This is a genomic window from Variovorax sp. GW823-FHT04B03 (assembly GCF_058796495.1).
The window spans coordinates 1,442,792-1,460,703 of the sequence record NZ_JBXAIT010000001.1 but is presented as its reverse complement, the minus strand read 5'-3'; the positions used below and the strand labels follow the sequence as shown (position 1 = coordinate 1,460,703).

The 17,912-nt window shown below is 69.6% G+C and carries 21 protein-coding genes; 13 read left to right on the top strand and 8 right to left on the bottom strand.

Features of this window, described 5'->3' with window-relative positions; genetic code table 11:
- Nucleotides 1-35: 35 nt before the first annotated feature.
- From AC1RAD_RS06735 to fliE, 8 genes are all read right to left on the bottom strand, one after another.
- The gene (locus AC1RAD_RS06735) at nucleotides 36-320 is read right to left on the bottom strand and encodes an EscU/YscU/HrcU family type III secretion system export apparatus switch protein (RefSeq protein WP_159278072.1); all 285 of its coding nucleotides are present in this window, start codon (nucleotides 318-320) and stop codon (nucleotides 36-38) included.
- The gene (gene fliK, locus AC1RAD_RS06730; protein WP_492734558.1) at nucleotides 317-1,540 is read right to left on the bottom strand and encodes a flagellar hook-length control protein FliK; all 1,224 of its coding nucleotides are present in this window, start codon (nucleotides 1,538-1,540) and stop codon (nucleotides 317-319) included. The genes AC1RAD_RS06735 and fliK overlap by 4 nt, the downstream gene beginning before the upstream one ends.
- Before the next feature lie 31 nt (nucleotides 1,541-1,571).
- A complete protein-coding gene (locus tag AC1RAD_RS06725) occupies nucleotides 1,572-1,937 on the bottom strand; it encodes a flagellar protein FliT (protein WP_223301366.1) in 366 nt (121 codons plus the stop codon).
- Complete coding sequence (gene fliS, locus AC1RAD_RS06720; RefSeq protein ID WP_070061560.1) at nucleotides 1,937-2,356, bottom strand: flagellar export chaperone FliS; 420 nt, start codon at nucleotides 2,354-2,356, stop codon at nucleotides 1,937-1,939. Before fliS ends, AC1RAD_RS06725 begins: the two co-directional genes overlap by 1 nt.
- Nucleotides 2,357-2,370: 14 nt before the next feature.
- Nucleotides 2,371-3,819 (bottom strand): flagellar filament capping protein FliD, encoded by a 1,449-nt coding sequence (fliD, locus tag AC1RAD_RS06715; RefSeq protein ID WP_492734253.1) that lies wholly within the window; start codon nucleotides 3,817-3,819, stop codon nucleotides 2,371-2,373.
- A 54-nt stretch (nucleotides 3,820-3,873) separates the two neighbouring features.
- Nucleotides 3,874-4,239 carry a flagellar protein FlaG gene (locus tag AC1RAD_RS06710; RefSeq protein ID WP_095744080.1) on the bottom strand — a complete coding sequence of 122 codons (366 nt, stop codon included), beginning with the start codon at nucleotides 4,237-4,239 and terminating at the stop codon, nucleotides 3,874-3,876.
- 163 nt (nucleotides 4,240-4,402) lie between these two features.
- Entirely contained in the window at nucleotides 4,403-6,049 is a 1,647-nt protein-coding gene (locus AC1RAD_RS06705) for a flagellin N-terminal helical domain-containing protein (RefSeq protein WP_159274394.1), read from the bottom strand.
- A gap of 166 nt (nucleotides 6,050-6,215) precedes the next feature.
- Nucleotides 6,216-6,533 (bottom strand): flagellar hook-basal body complex protein FliE, encoded by a 318-nt coding sequence (gene fliE / locus AC1RAD_RS06700; RefSeq protein ID WP_492734252.1) that lies wholly within the window; start codon nucleotides 6,531-6,533, stop codon nucleotides 6,216-6,218.
- Nucleotides 6,534-6,813: 280 nt separating this feature from the next.
- Between fliE and fliF the strand changes: the two genes are divergently transcribed.
- The 13 genes from fliF to fliR all read left to right on the top strand — a co-directional run bounded on the left by fliF (nucleotide 6,814) and on the right by fliR (nucleotide 17,889).
- Nucleotides 6,814-8,514 (top strand): flagellar basal-body MS-ring/collar protein FliF, encoded by a 1,701-nt coding sequence (gene fliF / locus AC1RAD_RS06695; RefSeq protein ID WP_492734251.1) that lies wholly within the window; start codon nucleotides 6,814-6,816, stop codon nucleotides 8,512-8,514.
- A complete protein-coding gene (gene fliG, locus AC1RAD_RS06690) occupies nucleotides 8,507-9,508 on the top strand; it encodes a flagellar motor switch protein FliG (protein WP_062469343.1) in 1,002 nt (333 codons plus the stop codon). Before fliF ends, fliG begins: the two co-directional genes overlap by 8 nt.
- On the top strand, nucleotides 9,495-10,268 hold the full coding sequence (fliH, locus tag AC1RAD_RS06685; protein ID WP_492734250.1) for a flagellar assembly protein FliH: 774 nt from the start codon (nucleotides 9,495-9,497) through the stop codon (nucleotides 10,266-10,268). Before fliG ends, fliH begins: the two co-directional genes overlap by 14 nt.
- Before the next feature lie 4 nt (nucleotides 10,269-10,272).
- Nucleotides 10,273-11,700, top strand: coding sequence for a flagellar protein export ATPase FliI (gene fliI / locus AC1RAD_RS06680; protein ID WP_492734249.1), 1,428 nt, complete (start codon nucleotides 10,273-10,275; stop codon nucleotides 11,698-11,700).
- Nucleotides 11,697-12,155, top strand: coding sequence for a flagellar export protein FliJ (gene fliJ / locus AC1RAD_RS06675; RefSeq protein ID WP_062469337.1), 459 nt, complete (start codon nucleotides 11,697-11,699; stop codon nucleotides 12,153-12,155). The genes fliI and fliJ overlap by 4 nt, the downstream gene beginning before the upstream one ends.
- A gap of 19 nt (nucleotides 12,156-12,174) precedes the next feature.
- The gene (locus AC1RAD_RS06670; protein ID WP_492734248.1) at nucleotides 12,175-13,509 is read left to right on the top strand and encodes a flagellar hook-length control protein FliK; all 1,335 of its coding nucleotides are present in this window, start codon (nucleotides 12,175-12,177) and stop codon (nucleotides 13,507-13,509) included.
- Nucleotides 13,510-13,626: 117 nt separating this feature from the next.
- On the top strand, nucleotides 13,627-14,142 hold the full coding sequence (gene fliL / locus AC1RAD_RS06665; RefSeq protein ID WP_492734247.1) for a flagellar basal body-associated protein FliL: 516 nt from the start codon (nucleotides 13,627-13,629) through the stop codon (nucleotides 14,140-14,142).
- A 30-nt stretch (nucleotides 14,143-14,172) separates the two neighbouring features.
- On the top strand, nucleotides 14,173-15,174 hold the full coding sequence (gene fliM, locus AC1RAD_RS06660) for a flagellar motor switch protein FliM (RefSeq protein ID WP_062469328.1): 1,002 nt from the start codon (nucleotides 14,173-14,175) through the stop codon (nucleotides 15,172-15,174).
- Nucleotides 15,167-15,595 carry a flagellar motor switch protein FliN gene (gene fliN, locus AC1RAD_RS06655; protein ID WP_062469325.1) on the top strand — a complete coding sequence of 143 codons (429 nt, stop codon included), beginning with the start codon at nucleotides 15,167-15,169 and terminating at the stop codon, nucleotides 15,593-15,595. The genes fliM and fliN overlap by 8 nt, the downstream gene beginning before the upstream one ends.
- On the top strand, nucleotides 15,592-16,074 hold the full coding sequence (gene fliO / locus AC1RAD_RS06650) for a flagellar biosynthetic protein FliO (RefSeq protein WP_492734246.1): 483 nt from the start codon (nucleotides 15,592-15,594) through the stop codon (nucleotides 16,072-16,074). The genes fliN and fliO overlap by 4 nt, the downstream gene beginning before the upstream one ends.
- Entirely contained in the window at nucleotides 16,071-16,829 is a 759-nt protein-coding gene (gene fliP, locus AC1RAD_RS06645) for a flagellar type III secretion system pore protein FliP (RefSeq protein WP_492734245.1), read from the top strand. Before fliO ends, fliP begins: the two co-directional genes overlap by 4 nt.
- Nucleotides 16,826-17,095: a flagellar biosynthesis protein FliQ gene (fliQ, locus tag AC1RAD_RS06640; RefSeq protein WP_062469313.1), complete on the top strand. Its 270-nt coding sequence runs from the start codon at nucleotides 16,826-16,828 to the stop codon at nucleotides 17,093-17,095. The genes fliP and fliQ overlap by 4 nt, the downstream gene beginning before the upstream one ends.
- Nucleotides 17,092-17,889 carry a flagellar biosynthetic protein FliR gene (gene fliR, locus AC1RAD_RS06635; protein ID WP_492734244.1) on the top strand — a complete coding sequence of 266 codons (798 nt, stop codon included), beginning with the start codon at nucleotides 17,092-17,094 and terminating at the stop codon, nucleotides 17,887-17,889. The genes fliQ and fliR overlap by 4 nt, the downstream gene beginning before the upstream one ends.
- The last annotated feature ends 23 nt before the right edge of the window (nucleotides 17,890-17,912 follow it).

The following is a 17,912-nucleotide window of genomic DNA, read 5'->3' as shown; positions in this document are numbered from 1 at the left end:
AATAGGTCAATGACTTTCCATAGAACAACCGCCGATCAAGGCGCCGCAGCCTCGGCGCCGCCTTCCAGCCGGTGAATCCAGGCCATCACTTCCGCGACCGCCTGGTACAGCTGCGGCGGGATCTGGCGGTCGAGGTCGATCTGCATCAGCAGCTTCACGAGGTCGGCCGACGCATGCACATAAAGCCCGTGCGCGCGCGCCTCGCGCAGGATCGATTCCGCCACCACGCCGTAGCCCTTGGCGACGACGACGGGGGCCTTGCGCGTGTCCGCATGCGAGAGCACGACGGCGCTGTGGCGGTTGCGAAGGTCATCGCTCATGCCGCCGCCTTCTCCGTGACCTGCAGCTGCTGCAGCTGAAGACCGACAGCCTCGAAGCGTTGCGCGAGCCGGCCGGCGTCGCCGCGCAGGCGGGCCACGGTGGCGTGCTCGCGCGCCTGCAGCTGCGCCTGCACGGTCGGGCCGCTGAGGCTCAGGCGCAGGTCGACCTCGCCCAGGCGTGGCAGCACGAGCGACACGGTGGTCGACCAGCGGCGCGCGGCTTCTTCCTCGGCGGGTTCGCCTTCGCGTGCGTTGGAGCTGGCGGGTTCTTCCTCGATGGTCCACGCCATCGGCACCTCGGGCCAGGCGTGGCCGCTCCAGCGGAAGGCGGCACTGGCCAGCAGGTCGAGCTGCTGGTGCACGACGGTGACGGCTTGCGGGTGGATCACTTCGGCGCTGCGCGGGGCCGGCGTGCTGGTGACGTCGACCGCAGCGCGCGCGTGTTCTGCGAGGCGGGGCGCGGGCATTTCCGACGGGGCCTCGGAGAGGCCGTAGGCCGCCTGCACGCGCGCCGCATCCGGTGCGGGCGCGGCGGCGGTCTCGCTGCGCGCAGCGCCACGCGCTGCTTGTGCGATGTCGGCTTCCGGCGCGTCGACCTGCGGGGCCTGCGCCTGCGCATTCGGCGCGGGCGGCGTTGCAACATCGACCGCAGCCAGCGCCGTCGCCGCAGCCACCACGCCCTGCCCTGGTGTGCTTGTCGTCGTCGCCACCATCACCGGACTCGCCCAGCGCGCCTGCGGCTCCCGCGCCATCTGCGCGAGCGTGCGCGTGCCGGCCGCGAATTCGGCCAGGTGCGATTCGTAGAAGAGCCCGCTGTCCGCCACCGTCTGCGCCAGCGTGCCCGCGAGTGCCGCGGTGTTCGTACCCTGGCGCGCGACGGGCAGCAGCAACGGCGCCTCGCCCCGCACCGGCCCCGGCGCGGCCTGCAGGTCGGCCAGCACCGCGCCGATCACGCGCGCGGCCAGCGACAGGCGGGTGTCGATCGAAGGCGGCGCACCGCCGGCAGGAGGCGCAGCCCCATCGCCACCGGACGCGCCCGACGGCACCAGCCGGTCCAGCGCCGCACGCGACGGCAGGCGCACGTCGTTCGCCGTCTTCGGAACGGCCACCGCCGCACCGGGCGCGCCCACCGTGGTCTCGGGCCGCAGGCCGAGCAGGTCGAGCGGCGGCGTCAGGCGCGCGGCCCTCAGTGCGTCGATCAGTCCGGTGAGTCCCAGCATGGCCACGGTGGTGTCGTCCTGTCGGTTCGCGTCAGTGCGCCAGGCCGTAGGCCTTGCCCAGGTTCTTCTGGTGGTTGAGCGAATCCATGCGGCGGATCAGGTCGTCGAGCTGCGGCTTGATGAGCCCCGACAGCTCGGCCTGCTCGGTGCAGATGCGCTCGAGCAGGCGCAGCACGAGGTCGCGCTGCGCGGGCTCCAGCGACGCCAGCGGCTGGATCGCCTTCAGGCGCTCGACCGACGCCGAACAGCGGGCCTCCAGCTCGGGCAGCTGCCCCCATTCCTTGGCACGGGCCAGCGCCAGCATCGTCGAGATGCACGCGGCCAGCTGCTCGTAGCAATGAACGATCTCGCTGCGCACGGCCATCTGTTCCTGCCCCCAGGTCACGCTCTGCATCATCAGTTGGAGGGCCTGTCGTCGATCTCGCGCCAGGCGGACGCCAGGTGATCGAGCAGGCGGTCGGCCTCGTCCAGCGCCTGCACGTCGTTGCGCAGGTTGGCCAGCAGCAGGCGTTGCACCACGTAGTCGTACAGCGACGACAGGTTGCCGACGATGTCGCCACCGGCCTCGCCGGCCGCCTCGGCATCGAGGCTGGCCTTCAGGCCGTTGTCGACGATGTTGATCGCCTTCGAAATCGCCTGCCCCTTGGCGCCGATGTCGCCGGCCGTCATGTGCAGGCGCGCCGCGCCGATGGCGGTCTTCGCGCCGTCGAACAGCATGTGGATCAGTTGCAGCGGCGACGCGCTCATGGCGCGCGTCTCCACGCCGACGCGCGCGTAAACGCCGGCACCGGTGCGGGAGTGGTGAGAGCTGTACATGTCGCGTCCTGTCCTCAGCCCTTGCTGGCGTTCATCGCGTCGAACTGCTGCGCGAGGTATTTCAGCGTGCCGTTCATCTTGTTCATCGCCACGTCCAGCTGCACGAACTGCTTGCGATAGCGCTCCACCGTCGCGTCGGCACGCTCCTTCATCGCGGTGTACTGGGTGTCGAGCTGCTTGAGCGAGCTCGTCACGCCATCGGTGGCGACCTTGAGCGCGCCCTTGGTGCCGGTGAGGTCGTCGACCAGCGCCGTCAGCTGCTTGCCGTAGCCGGCGGTGCTGCCGGTGCCGCTGGAGAACAGCTTCGCCACGCCCTCCAGGTTGGTGTCGATGGCCTTGTCGAGCTTGTCGTTGTCGATCGCGAGCGTGCCGTCCTTCTGGAACGAGATGCCGATGGACGTGAGCACCTTCAGGTCGTTCGGGCCGCCCACCTGCGGGGCGACCAGCGCCTGGCGGATGCGCGTCTGCAGGTTGCGCAAGGTCGAGTCGCCCACCAGCGGCGCGGCGGCCTTGGCGTCGGTGTCGAAGGCCGTGAGCGACTTCGCGGTGCTCTGCAGCGCGTTGTAGGCCTTCACGAAATCGGTGATGGCCGTCTTCACCGACGTCGTGTTGGCCTTCATCACCAGGCTGAGCTTGCCGGTCTGCACCAGCGTGAGCGTGGTGCCCTGGATGGCGTCGGTCACCGAGTTGCTCGTGCTGGTGACCGCGATGTTGTTGACGGTGAGCTTGGCGTTCTGCGCCGCGGCGGTCTGCTTCAGGTTCTGCGTGCCGGCGGGGTCGTTGCCCAGCAGGTTCTGCAGCGCAGCGTCGCCGTCCACCGAGATGCGCATGGCCGAGGCCTCGCCCGTCTGCGTGGAGGTGAGCACCAGCCGGTTGGGCGTGCCGCTGCCGTCGTTCACGATGGTGGCCGACACGCCGGCGTTGGCCGCGTTGATCGCGTCGCGGATGCCGCCCAGCGTGTTGTTGGTCGCATCGATGGTGATCGGCTTGGCAATGCGCGTGGCGTCCTTGTCGAAGGTGGCGCCGGTGTACTGGCCGGTCGCCGGGTCCAGCGTGCCGCCGGAGACCTTGCCGAAGTCGATGGTGATCTTGCCGCTGCCGATCACGCTGGTGGTGCTGGTCTGGCCCTTCGCGATGACCGACTGCGCCTGCGCGAGCTGCGAGATGTCGATGGCATAGGTGCCGACCGACCTCGGGTCGGTGCCGCTCGCCGCCAGGATGCCGCTCACGCTCGGCGTGCCGGTGATGGCCTGGAACAGCGCCGGGTCGCCCAGCTTCTTGGCAGCCGCCTGGATGCCGGTGAGCGCGCTTTGCAGCGTGCCGTAGGCCGAGAGCTTGCTGTTGTAGCTGGTCTGCTTGGCCTTCAGGGCCACCAGCGGCTGGTTCTCCGCGGTCTGCAGCTGGGTGAGCAATGCGCCCAGGTCAAGGTTGGCGCCAACGCCGATGCTGCTGATCGATGCCATGTCGGGGGTGTCCTGAAATGCGAATGAAATGAAGAGGTCTGGAGCGGGTCGTGATCAGGCTTGCTGGCTCACCAGAAGCCCGGCCTGCCGGTCCATGACCTTGGCGATGCGAACGACCTCTTCGGTCGGAATCTGGCGAATGACTTCGCCGTTGCTGCGGTCGACCACCTTGACGATGAGCTTGTCGGTGTCGCGGTCGACCTCGAACTGCAGGCTGATCGAGCGGCTTTCCAGCGAGGCGTTGACGGACTTCACCGCCATCTCGATCTGCACCGGTGTCGCCTCCTCGACTTCGGCCTCGGCCTTGCGCAGTGCGGCGGCCTCGGCGGCGGCCGCAGCGGCACCGCCGGTGCGGCCGGCAAGCAGTTGCTGCAGCCAGGGGCTTTCCACGGCGGAGGCGGCGGGTACGGGCTGGGACATGGTCTGCGTTCTTCTTCTGGAGTTCGTTGTCCTGTGCGGCCTCGCCACCAGCGTGGCCGCACAGGACAACGCAGGCGGCTTCGGGTCGCCCCGAAGGCCTGCGAGCAAAAAAACAAGGCACCGGGCGCCACCCTCGTGAGGGGCGCCCGGCGGTCTCAGCGAATCAACGCAGCAGCGACAGCACGCCTTGCGTGGTCTGGTTCGCCTGGGCCAGCACCGAGGTACCGGCCTGCTGCAGGATCTGCGCGCGCGTCATGTTCGACACTTCCACGGCGTAGTCCGAGTCTTCGATGCGCGAACGCGACGACGACAGGTTGGTGATGGTGGTGCCGAGGTTGGCGATCACCGAGTCGAAACGGTTCTGCACCGCACCCAGCGAGGAGCGCAGCTTGTCGACCTTCGACAGGGCGGCGTCCAGGGCCTTGAGCGGGTCGACCGTCGAGGTCTTGCCGCTGCGGGCGTTCAGCGTGAAGGCACCGGCCTTGGCCGAATCGGCGTAGACCGCATTGCCAGCGCCGTCGGTCACTGCGCCGTTGCTGTGCACGCTGTAGGTCGACACGGTGGTGAGCGAGTTGCCGAGCGAGCCGTCGGCGCCCACGTAGGCGCCAGCAACCGTGCCGCCAGCAGTGATCGTGACACCTGCCACGCCGCCGATGGTCGATGCCGCCACGGCGGTACCAGCACCTGCGGCCAGCTTGTCGTTCAGCGCAGCGGCCGAGATTTCGTCGCCGGTCACGTCGAAGTTGGCTGCACCGGCGGTTGCCGTGTAGGTGGTGCCGCCGACCTTGATGGTGCCGCCCGTGCCGGTAGCCGACGCCATGCTGGTCGTTAGGCTCGTCAGCGTGGCTGCCTGAACGCCAGCGCCAGCGCTGTTCTGCGTCAGGTTGCCCACGTTGTCGACAAACAATGCAGAGCCGTCGGTCGCCGTGATCGTGCCGGCGCTGTCGATCTTGACGTCCAGCGAGGTGCCGCCGATCGTGACCGTGGCGGTCTTGCTCGAGCCCGCTGCGGGCTGGAGCGAAGCGATCGTGGCAGCGTTCGTGCGACCCGTTTCACCGAAGGTGAAGGCGGACTTTGCAGCGTTGTAGGTGTAGGTGGAACCTGCGGTGACGACCGAGTCGCCCGCCTTGGCGCCCGCCAGCAGCTGGCTGCGCGTGGCCAGCGTGTTGGTGGCCGTGACGTCGTACTTCTGCGTGCCGTTGACCGGTGCGCCGTTGGCGACAGCGCCAGCCAGCGTCAGGTCGTCCTTGGTGGCGGCCTTGTTCAGCGTGCCCGTGCCGTTCACGTTGAAGCTTTCCAGACCCAGGGTCTTGGCGCTGATTTCCTGCAGGTCGATGTCGATGGTTTCGCCATCGTTCGCGCCGACTTGCACCGTCAGCTTGCCGGCGTTGGCCGACAGGACCTTCACGCCGTTGAACTGGGTCTGCTCCGACACGCGGTTGATTTCGTCCAGGCGCTGGCCGATTTCCGACTGGATCGAGTCCAGGTCGGTGGCCGAGTTGGTGCCGGTGGCGGCTTGCACCGACAGGTCGCGGATGCGCTGCAGGTTGTTGTTGACTTCGGTCAGCGCGCCTTCGGTGGTCTGCGCGATCGAGATGCCGTCGTTGGCGTTGCGCGCGGCTTGCGTCAGGCCCTTGATGTTGGCGGTGAAGCGGTTGGCGATGGCCTGGCCGGCGGCGTCGTCCTTGGCGCTGTTGATGCGCATGCCGGAAGACAGGCGCTCGATGGCCGTGTTCAGGGCCGATTGCGACTTGTTGAGGTTGTTCTGCGTGAGAAGAGAAAGGCTGTTCGTATTGATGACTTGCGCCATGTTCGACTCCTGATTGACAAAAGGTTGTGGACTCCGGCCATCGGCCGTAACGCTGGACCCGCTTCCACGGTGAGACTCAAGCCATCGTTGAAGGGGATATCGGCGGGTGTCCGCAAACCTTTAGGGCCGCAACGAAAAAAGTTCTACGTTGCCGCCCCCTGCCTCGTCATGCCTGCATGCTCATGATTTCCTGGTAGGCCGTCACCAGCCGGTTGCGCACCTGCAGCCCGGTCTGGAACGCCACGTTGGCCTTCTGCAGGTCGACCATCACGTCGTTGAGCGCCACGCCGGGCTTGCCCAGCTCGAAGGATTCGGCCTGCGCATAGGCCTGCTGCTGCGCGCCGCTGATGCTGGCGAGCGAGCGCTGCAGCTCGGCCGCGAAGCCGCCCGCGCCGGCCGGCGCAGTCGTCGTGGGCCCCATGCCGCTGGCGAGCGCGGTGGCGCGCATCTGCTGCAGGACGGATTCGATGGCATTGATGGACATGGGGAAAAGTTCACTTCCAGCTGACTTGACACGGAGCGCGCGAGCGCTCCAACCGGCAGGCAGCGTATCAAGGGAAGACCCCCATTCAAACGCGCAACTGAGGGCAAAACCCCCGGCTGTTCGACCGATCGAATTCCCCATCGCCTGCTGACAATCGTTCGCGAAACCACAGGCCGCGCACGACGTCGCCGGCCACCGGCATGACATCCCAACACCGAATTCCCTCTCTCACACCGGCGCCGGCCCTGCGCGGCGCAACGGCCCCGGCGAAGGCGTGCCGATGAGCACGGCCGCGCCCACGGGCGGCCTGGCGGCGGGCGCCAACGGCCTGCCCCCGATGCTGGAGCGCATGCGCGCGCAGCCCCGGCTGCCGCTGATCCTTGGCGCCGCGGCGCTGGTGACGGTGGCGGCCGCTTTCTTCCTGTGGAGCCGCGGCCCTGACTACAAGGTGCTCTACACCAACGTGTCGGACCGCGACGGCGGCGCGATCATCGCGTCGCTGCAGCAGATGAACGTGCCCTACAAGTTCGCCGAGGGCGGCGGTGCGATCCTGATCGCGGGCGACAAGGTGGCGGAAACGCGCCTGAAGCTCGCGGCCCAGGGCCTGCCCAAGGCCGGCGGCGTGGGCTTCGAACTGATGGACAACCAGAAGTTCGGCACCAGCCAGTTCGCCGAGCAGGTCAACTACCAGCGCGGGCTCGAGGGCGAGCTGGCGCGCTCCATCGAATCGATCGGCAGCATCGAGGCCGCGCGCGTGCATCTGGCGCTGCCCAAACCGTCGCTGTTCGTGCGCGACCAGAAGAAGCCCTCGGCCTCGGTGGTGCTCACGCTGATGCGCGGGCGCAGCATCGACGAAGGCCAGGTGAGCGCCATCGTGCACATGGTGTCTAGCAGCGTGCCCGACCTGGACGCCAAGAGCGTCACGGTGGTCGACCAGCGCGGCAACCTGCTGTCGTCGGCGCGCGGCACCAGCCAGGGCCTCGACGTGAGCCAGCTCAAGTACGCGCAGGAGATCGAGCAGGGCTACGTGCGCCGCATCGAAGCCATTCTTCAGCCGCTGGTGGGCGCGAGCAACGTGCGCGCGCAGGTCGCGGCCGAGATCGACTTCTCGGTGGTGGAGCACACCGACGAGAAGTACCGACCCAACCAGGACCCGGCGCAGGCCGCGATCCGCAGCCAGCAGTCCAGCGAATCGGCGCAGCACAACGGCGCGCCGCCCGGCGGCGTGCCGGGCGCGCTGTCGAACCAGCCGCCGGTGAACCCGACGGCGCCGATCACCGCGCCCAAACCGCCGAATGCGCCCAACGCACCGGGCACGGCGAACACGGCTCCCGCGCCCACACCGGCCGGCCCGAGCAACACGCGCAAGGACGTCACGACCAACTACGAGCTCGACCGCACCATCCGCCACGTGCAGCAGGCCGCCGGCGGCGTGAAGCGCCTGTCGGTCGCCGTGGTGGTGAACCACCGCGACACGGTCGATGCCGCCGGCAAGACCAGCGCCCGCGCGCTCGCGCCGGCCGAGCTGGAGCAGATCCGCAACCTCGCCAAGGAAGCGATGGGCTTCAGCCAGGAACGCGGCGACTCGCTCAACGTGGTCAACAGCGCCTTCGCCCGCGACGGCGACAGCGACGCCGGCCCCGCGCCCGACGTGCCGTTCTGGCGCGACCGCGACAACCTCGCGTTCGGCAAGACGCTGGTCCCCTACCTGCTCATCGGCCTGCTCGCGCTGTTCGCCTGGTTCGCCGTGGGGCGTCCGCTGATGCGCCGGCACCTGGCCGCGCCGCCGCCCGCACCGCCCGTGGCCGATGCGAGCGCCGTGGCCCCCACCGGCACGGCCCCGGCCGAGCCCGAAGAAACCCTGCAGCAGCGCGAGTCCGCACGCCAGAAGGCCGACATGGACTACGCCCAGCAGACCGCCGACAAGGACCCCAAGCTCGTGGCCGCCCTGATCCAGCACTGGATGCACTCCGATGACTAGCAGCGAAGCAGGCACCCGCAAGAGCGCCATCCTGCTCATGGCGCTGGGCGAAGACCGCGCCGCCGCCGCGCTGCACCTGCTGCCCACCTCCGAGGTGCAGGCGCTGGGGCTGGCCATGTCCAAGCTGAGCGCGGTGTCGCGCGACGAGCTGGCCTCGGTGCTGGCCGAGTTCCGCCAGGAGACCGAGCAGCTGTCGGCCCTGCACCTGGGCTCCACCAGCTACATCCGCGCGGTGCTCAAGAAGGCGTTGGGCGACGACCGCGCGAGCAACCTGCTCGAGGACATCCTGCAGCCCGACGAGCCGCACGGCGGCATCGAGCGCCTGAACGAACTCGAGGCCGGCGAGGTGGCCGAGCTCATCCGCGACGAGCATCCGCAGATCCTCGCGACGCTGCTGGTGCACCTGGACCGCATGAAGGCGTCGGAGGTGCTCGAGAAGCTGCCCGCGCGCCTGCGCCACGACGTGATCATGCGCGTGGCCACCTTCGGCGGCGTGCAGCCCTCGGCACTGAACGAGCTGACCGAGGTGCTGACCGAAATGCTCGCCGGCCAGGGCCTGCGCCGCAGCCGCCTGGGCGGCGTGCGCACCGCGGCCGAGATCGTCAACCTGATGAGCACCACGGTGGAAGAAGAAGCCATCGCCCATGTGCGCGAACAGGACGAGGCGCTGGCCCAGCGCATCGTCGACGAGATGTTCGTGTTCGAGAACCTGCTGGGCCTGGAAGACCGCAGCATCCAGCGCCTGCTCAAGGACATCGAGAGCGACTCGCTCATCATCGCGCTCAAGGGCGCGCCGCTGGAGCTGCGCGACAAGTTCCTCAGCAACATGTCGCAGCGCGCCGCAGAAACGCTGCGCGAGGACATGGAGCTGCGCGGTCCCGTGCGCGTGTCGCAGGTCGAGACCGAACAGAAGGCCATCCTGCAGGTCGCCCGCCGTCTGGCGGACGCCGGCGAGATCGTGATCGCGGCGCCTGGCACCGATGACTTCGTCTGACCCCGGCGCCTTCGGCGCCTCCAACAGTTCGCGCGAGCGCCTCGCCGCCATCCACGCGGCTGCGCGCCAGGCCGGCGCAGGCACCCCGGCGCTGTCGGCGTGGGAGCGCTGGGAGATGGGCACGCTCGATGGCAAGGCGCCGTCGGGCACGGCCCTCTCGCGTCAAACCGTGCAGCGCCCTTCCCCGCCTGCTGCGCCCCCCGCGCCCAAGGTCGACCTCGCCGAGCTGGCCCGCATCCGCAAGGAAGCACGCGCCGCGGGCGAGGCCGAGGGCCGCGCCGCCGGGCTGGCCGAAGGCCGCCAGGTCGGCCACACCGAAGGCCTGGCCACCGGCCTCGCCGCCGCCAGCGTGCACGCCGAACGCCTGCGCGCGCTGGCCCGCTCGCTGCCCGAGGCGCTGCGCGGCGCCGAAGTCGAGCTGGCAGAGACCGTGCTCGCGCTCGCGCTCGATGTGGCGCGCCAGGTGGTGCACCGCACCTACCAGGCCGAGCCCGAGTGGGTGCTACCGCTGGTGCGCGACCTGCTGCACGCAGAACCCGCGCTGCGCGGCGAACCGCGCCTGCTGCTGCACCCCGACGACCTGGCCCTGGTGAAGAACAGCCTGGGCAACGAGATCGAGGCGGCCGGCTGGCAGCTGCGCGCCGACGACAGCCTGGCGCGCGGCGGCTGCCGCGTGCAGTCGGCCACCGGCGAGCTGGACGCCAGCCTGGCCACGCGCTGGGAGCGCGTGGGTGCGGCGCTGCGTGGCGACGCTTCCTGAGCCGATGCAGACGACGGCCACCAACCCTCATCTGAACAGCGTGCGCGCCGTGCTGGAACAGGCGCGCGCCGACGTCGCCCGCTGCACGACCACCACCGCCTCGGGCCGCCTCACGCGCGCCGTCGGCCTCGTGCTCGAGGCCGTGGGCCTGCAGCTGCCCGTGGGCAGCGACTGCCTCATCGAACTGCCGCCCGGCCATCCGCAGCGCCATGCCGAAGCCGAAGTGGTGGGCTTCGCGGGCGACCGTCTCTTTCTCATGTCGCAGACCGAGGTGGCGGGCCTGCTGCCCGGCGCGCGCGTGTTCGCGCGGCCCGGCCTGCGCGAGCCCGGTGCGACCGGCGACGCCCACACCAAGCGCCTGCCCGTGGGCGAAGGCATGCTGGGGCGCGTGGTCGATGCGGCCGGCCGGCCGCTCGACGGCCTGGGCCCGCTCGACGTGGCACGCCAGGTGCCGCTGGCGGCGCCGCCGATCAACCCGCTGTCGCGCGCGGCCATCGACTCGGTGCTCGACGTGGGCGTGCGCGCCATCAACGCGATGCTCACCGTCGGCCGCGGCCAGCGCATGGGCCTGTTCGCGGGCTCGGGCGTGGGCAAGAGCGTGCTGCTGGGCATGATGGCGCGCTACACCAGCGCCGAGGTGATCGTGGTCGGCCTCATCGGCGAACGCGGTCGCGAGGTGAAGGACTTCATCGAGAACACGCTGGGCGAAGAGGGCCTGGCCCGCGCCGTGGTGGTGGCCGCGCCGGCCGACAACTCGCCGCTGCTGCGTTTGCAGGGCGCGGCCTACGCCACCTGCCTGGCCGAGTACTTTCGCGACCAGGGCAAGGACGTGCTGCTCATCATGGATTCGCTCACGCGCTATGCGATGGCGCAGCGCGAGATCGCGCTGGCCGTGGGCGAGCCGCCCGCCACCAAGGGCTACCCGCCTTCGGTGTTCGCGCGGCTGCCGGCATTGGTCGAGCGTGCCGGCAACGGTGCGCGCGATGCGCAGGGGCGCGGCGGCTCGATCACCGCCTTCTACACCGTTCTCTCTGAAGGCGACGACCAGCAGGACCCGATCGCCGATTCGGCGCGCGCGATCCTGGACGGCCATGTCGTGCTCTCGCGCACGCTGGCCGAGGCGGGGCACTACCCAGCCATCGACATCGAGGCCTCGATCAGCCGCGCGATGACGTCGTTGATCGCGCCCGCGCAGTTCGACACCGTGCGTCGCTTCAAGCAGATGCTGTCGCGCTACCAGCGCAACCGCGACCTGATCAGCGTCGGCGCCTACGCGCCGGGGCACGACCTGCAGCTGGACCAGGCGATCGCGATGTACCCGCGCATCGAAGCCTTCCTGCAGCAGTCGATGCACGAGCGCACCGGCTACGAGGAGGCCATCGCCCACATGGACAGCCTGTTCACGAACATACCTTCCCCAGGACGCCCATGAGCAGCAGCAAGCTTCCCCTCGGCATGCTCATCGACCTGGCGCAGAGCCAGACCGACGACGCCGCGCGCCGCCTGGGCGCCTTGCAGAGCGCGCACCTGAGCGCGCAGCAGAAGCTCGAGCTGCTGCTGCAGTACCGCCAGGACTACCACGCACAGCTGGACACGCTGATGCGCGGCGGCCTGCCGTCGTCGCAGTGGCGCAACTACCGCAACTTCCTCGGCACGCTCGACCACGCGATCGCGCAGCAGCGTGCCATCGCCGAACGGGCCGGGCACCAGCTCGACCGGGGCCGCACCGACTGGCAGCGCGAGAAGCGCCGCCTCAGCTCCTTCGACACGCTGGCCGATCGCGTGCGCGCGCAGGAACTGATGGCGCAGGCCAAGCGCGAACAGCGCGACAGCGACGAACGCGCCGCCCGCCAGTTCTTCGACCGCGCCTCGCACCCCACCCACTGAATCTCCTCCAGGAACCGACATGCCTCCCATGATCCCGCCGACCGTCACGCCTGCCGCCTCCTCGCCGGTCGCGCAGGGCGGCGCACGTGGCCGCAGTGCCGACGAAGCACAGGGCCACGCGTTCGGTGCCGCGCTCGAACGTTCGCGTGCGAGCCAGGCCGAGAAGGCGTCGGATGCCGACACCGTGGTGGCGGATGCCAAGCCGCTGCGCAAGACGGACCTTGCGGAAGAGATCCGGGACGCGCAGCCTGCGGAGCCCGACCTCGCCTTTCTCGCAGCGGCCGTCACGCCGCAACAGGCATTGGTGCTCGCGGGAGGTGCGGCCACGCAGGGCAGCGGTACGCCAGAAACTTCGCTGGCGCCGGTCACGCCTGACGCGCAAGCCGGCCTGCCTGCGGGCACGGTGCGTTTGAGCAGCGACGCCGCCGCCGCACCCGCGCCCGCCATCGCCACCGAAGACGCTTCCGCCCCCACCGCAACCGCCGCCACACAAAGCGCAGCGCCTGAAGCCGACGACGCCGCACCGCCCTCGCTGTACGAGATCGTGCGCGCCGCCGTGGCCGCGCAGCCGATGGCTGTCGATGGCAAGAAGCCGGCCGCCGCACCCGCCGGCCCGCCCGTCGGCACCGCCGCACCGGGCCGCGCGGGCGCACCGCGCACCGTGAGCGCCACCACCACCGAACAGCTCGCAGCCGCCGCGCAAGCCCAACCCGCCGGCGATGCGAAGCTTGCGACGACAGAAGCAGCACCCGTCGCCGCAGTCCCCGCAACGACCTCAGGCGACGACGCGGCGACCCCATCCACCACCCCGTTCGCGCTTCAACATCCCGTCGCCGCTTCCACCGAACGCACGACCGAAAGCCCCGCCGCACGCCCCGCCATGCACACGCTCGCGCCCGAAGTCGGCAGCGAGAAATGGGCCCCCGCACTCGGTCAGCAGCTCGCGCGCATGAGCCTCACCGGCACGCACACGGCCGAGCTGAACCTCAACCCCGCCGGCCTCGGCCCGCTGAAGGTCACGCTGTCGGTCGGCGAGCACCAGGCGCAGGCCGCGTTCGTGTCGGCGCACGAGAGCGTGCGCAAGGCCGTCGAGGCCGCGCTGCCGCAGCTGCGCACCAGCCTGTCGGAGCAGGGCATCACGCTGGGCCAGACCTCGGTGGGCGCGGACACGCGCGCGCCGTTCGGGCAGGACGCGGCGTTCGCGCAGCAGCAACAGCAGCAACAACACCAACGACAGGGCGCATGGCGACCGCAGGGCACTTCCGCTGCCACCGACATCGCCCGCACGGCAACCGCAGCACCCCGCCCCGTTGCCACCCCACGCACGGGCCCGGGCGTCGACACCTTCGCCTGAAACCGCCCCGCCCGCCTCCCGCAATGAACGGATGTGAAGCGCCTTTGTGCGCTTGTTCGGCCGTTCGCCGGCGGGCGACTTCGCAAAGAATAGATCGGACCCGTCCACCGTTTCACCATGGCTACCTCTTCTCCCGCCGCCACCGCGGCTGCGTCGGTCGCGACCGACCCGCCGGCCTCGCGCCGCACCTCGAAACTGCTGATCGGGCTCGTGGCCGTGCTCGGTCTGGCTGCGGCCGGCGCGGCGGCGTACGTCTTCGTGCTGCCCCGCTTCACCGAACACGCTGCCGCCGAGGCGGCCAAGGCGCCGGTGCCCGAGAAACCCATCTTCCTGCTGCTGGAGCCGCTGACCGTCAACCTGCAATCGGAAGGCCGCTCGCGCTTTTTGCAGATCGGCATGGCGCTGAAGGTGCGCGACGAGCAGGCCAAGGCGCAGATCGTGGAGTTCATGCCCGAGCTGCGCAGCCGCCTGCTGGTGCTGCTGTCGAACCGCCCGCCCGAATCGCTGGTCACCTCGGAAGACAAGGCCCGGCTGGCCACGGAGATTCACAGCGCGCTGAACGCGCCGCTGGCCGAGGGCCTGCCCGAGCTGGGCATCGCGAGCGTGTCCTTCAACTCCTTCGTCGTGCAGTGACGACGATGCCCGTTTGCGGACCCGCGATCCATGGCGTATGAACAGGTGCTCTCCCAGGACGAGGTCGATGCGCTGCTGCAGGGCGTCACCGGCGGCGACCTCGACCAGGCCGCCGCGCCCGCGCCGCCGCCCGACGGCCTGCCGGCCTACGACCTCGGTGCGCCCGACCGCGTGGTGCGCAACCGCATGCACACGCTGGAGGTCATCAACGACCGCTTTGCGCGCGGCCTGCGCAGCGCGCTGCTGAACTTCATGCGTCGCAGCCCCGACATCTCGGTGGGGCCGGTGCAGATTCAGCAGTTCGGCGAGTTCGTGCGGCACCTGCCGGTGCCCGCGAACATCAACATGGTCCACATGAAGCCGCTGCGCGGCACCGCCCTCTTCGTGTTCGACCCGAAGCTGGTGTTCCTCGTGGTGGACAACCTGTTCGGCAGCGACGGGCGCTACCACGTGCGCGTGGAAGGCCGCGACTTCACGCGCACCGAGCAGCGCATCATCAAGCGCCTGCTCGACCTGTCGCTGCAGTGCTACGGCGACGCGTGGCAGCCGGTGTTTCCGCTGGCCTTCGACTACGTGCGCGCCGAGATGCACGGCAAGCTCGCCAACATCGTGGCGCCCAACGAGGTGGTGATCAACACCACGCTGCAGATCGAGTTCGGCCCCATCGGCGGCTTTTTGCATGTGTGCCTGCCCTACTCGATGATCGAGCCGATCCGCGACCTGCTGTCCAACCCGATCCAGGACGAGGTCGAGGTCGACAAGCGCTGGGTCACGCAGATGTCGCGCCAGATGCAGGCCGCCGACGTCGAGCTCACCGCCGACTTCGTGACCATGCCCTCGACGCTGGGCGAGGTGATGAAGCTGCGCGTGGGCGACGTGATTCCCATCGAGCTGCCGGCGACGGTGGTCGCCAAGGTCGGCGGCGTGCCCGTGATGGCCTGCGGCTACGGCACCTCCAACGAGCGCTACGCCCTGCGCGTGCAACACATGATCTCCCACCAAGACAGCGATTCGAAGAACGACCATGACTGACAACACCTCTGCCGCCAGCGACGCGGACGACTGGGCCAGCGCACTGGCCGAGCAGACCGCGGCGAGCGCGCCCGCGCCCGACCCGGCCGTGGCTCCCGCAACGGCGCAGGTCTTCCAGCAGATCCAGGATGCACCGGCTGCATCGTCCGCCACGCCCGTGGACATCGCACGCGTGCTCGACGTGCCGGTGCAGCTCACCGCCGAGATCGGCCGCACACGCATCACCATCAAGAACCTGCTGCAGCTGTCGCAGGGCTCGGTGGTGGAGCTCGACGGCCTGGCCGGACAACCGCTGGACGTGCTGATCAACGGCTACCTCATTGCTCAAGGCGAGGTGGTGGTGGTGAACGAGAAGTACGGCATCCGCCTGACCGACATCGTCACGCCCTCCGAGCGCATGCAGAAGCTCGCGCGCGCATGAACCTGGCGCGGGTGTCTTCGCTGCTCGCGCGGGGCACCGCGCTGCTCGCACTGGGCTTTCATGCAGCGCATGCGGCGCTGCCCACCGTGCCCACGCCGGTGCGCGAAGCCGCGCCGCCCGCTGCGGTCGGCGGCGCGGGCCTGCTGCAGGCGGGCTTCGGCATGGCGGCGGTCGTCGGCCTGATCTTCCTGTGCGCGTGGCTGGCGCGGCGCTTCGGCCTGCAGCGGCTGGGCGGCGGCCAGGTGGTGAAGGTGGTGTCCACCGCCATGGTCGGCCCGCGCGAGCGCGTGGTCGTGGTGGACGTGGCCGGCCAGTGGCTGGTGCTGGGCGTCACCAGCAGCCAGGTCCGCACGCTGCACACGCTGCCGGCCCAGGCAACGCCTGCGGCAGTCACACCCATGTCGCCACAGAACCCGGTGGGCCTGTTCGCCCAGAAGCTGCGCGACTCCCTCGCGGGCAAGGCGCGCACCGCGCCATGACGCGCCCTGCCCTGCACCGCGGCCTGCGCACCGCCCTGCTGCTGCTCGCTGCCACGCTGCCCGCCGTCGCATGGACCCAAGGCCTGCCCGGCCTCACGAGCACGCCGGGCCCCGGCGGCAGCCAGACCTGGTCGCTGAGCGTGCAGACGCTGGTGCTGCTCACCTCGCTCACCTTCCTGCCCGCGCTGCTGCTGTCGATGACCAGCTTCACGCGCATCCTCATCGTGCTGGGCCTGCTGCGCACCGCCATCGGCACGCAGACCTCGCCGCCCAACCAGATCCTGGTGGGGTTGTCGCTGTTCCTCACCTTCTTCGTGATGTCGCCGGTGTTCGACAAGGCCTACACCGAGGCCTACGTGCCGTTCTCGGAAAGCAAGCTCAGCGCCGAAAAAGCGCTGGAGCGCGGCATCGCGCCCTTCAAGACCTTCATGCTCAGGCAGACGCGCGAGACCGACCTGGCGCTGTTCGCGCGGCTCGCCAAGGCGCCCGAGATGCAGGGGCCCGAAGACGTGCCGCTGCGCATCCTGCTGCCGGCCTTCGTCATCAGCGAGCTGAAGACGGCGTTCCAGATCGGCTTCACCATCTTCATTCCCTTTCTCATCATCGACCTCGTGGTGGCGAGCGTGCTGATGTCGATGGGCATGATGATGGTGCCGCCCGCGTCCATCGCGCTGCCCTTCAAGCTCATGCTGTTCGTGCTGGCCGACGGCTGGCAGCTGCTGATCGGTGCGCTCTCGCAGAGCTTCTACTTATGACGCCCGAATCCGTCATGACCATGGGCCACCGGGCCATGGAAATCTCGCTGCTGCTGGGTGCGCCGCTGCTGCTGGTGGCGCTGGTGATCGGCCTGGTGGTCAGCATCTTCCAGGCGGCCACGCAGATCAACGAAGCCACGCTGTCCTTCATTCCCAAGCTGCTCGCGGTGTTCGCGACGCTGGTCATCGCCGGGCCGTGGATGCTCGACCGCATGCTCGACTACATGCGTGCCCTGTTCGCCAGCATCCCGCAGATGCTGGCGTGACGCCCTCGGTTTTCTCCGTCACCTCGGGCCAGCTCGAGGCCTGGCTGGTGGCCTTCCTCTGGCCCTTCGTTCGCATGCTGGCCATGGTCTCCACGGCGCCGGTGTTCGGCGAGCCCTGGGCCACGCGGCAGGTGAAGGTGGGCATCGCCGCCGTGCTCACACTGGTGATCTCGCCCACGCTCGGCCCGCTGCCGGCGGTGCCCGTGGTGTCGGCAGGCGGCCTCTGGATCATCGTGCAGCAGGTGCTGATCGGCGCCGCCATGGGCTTCTCGATGCGCCTCATCTTCACGGCCGTGCTGGCCGCGGGCGAGTACATCGGCCTGCAGATGGGTTTGTCGTTCGCGTCCTTCTTCGACCCGATGAGCCACGGCAGCACGATGGTGGTGTCGCGGTTGCTGAACATGCTGGCGATGCTGATCTTCATGGCGCTGGACGGCCACCTGCTCATGCTGGAGGCGCTGGCCGCGAGCTTTCACACGCTGCCCATCGCCGACGCACCGCTGGCGGCCGGCGGCTGGATGTTCCTGGTGCTCGCGGGCGGCGACATCTTCGCGAGCGGCCTGCTGCTGGCGCTGCCGCTGATCACCGCGCTGCTCACGCTCAACCTCGCCATGGGCATCCTGAACCGCGCGTCGCCGCAGTTCAGCATCTTCGCGGTGGGTTTTCCGCTCACGCTGCTGGCGGGGCTGGTGATGCTGCAGCTGCTGATGCCGCACCTGGCGGCGTTCCTGGAGCCGCGGTTTGCGGAGTCACTTTCGAACATGCTGCGGTTCACGCAGGGGTTGCGGCGCTGAGGGGTGAAGGGCTGCTTGCGGCC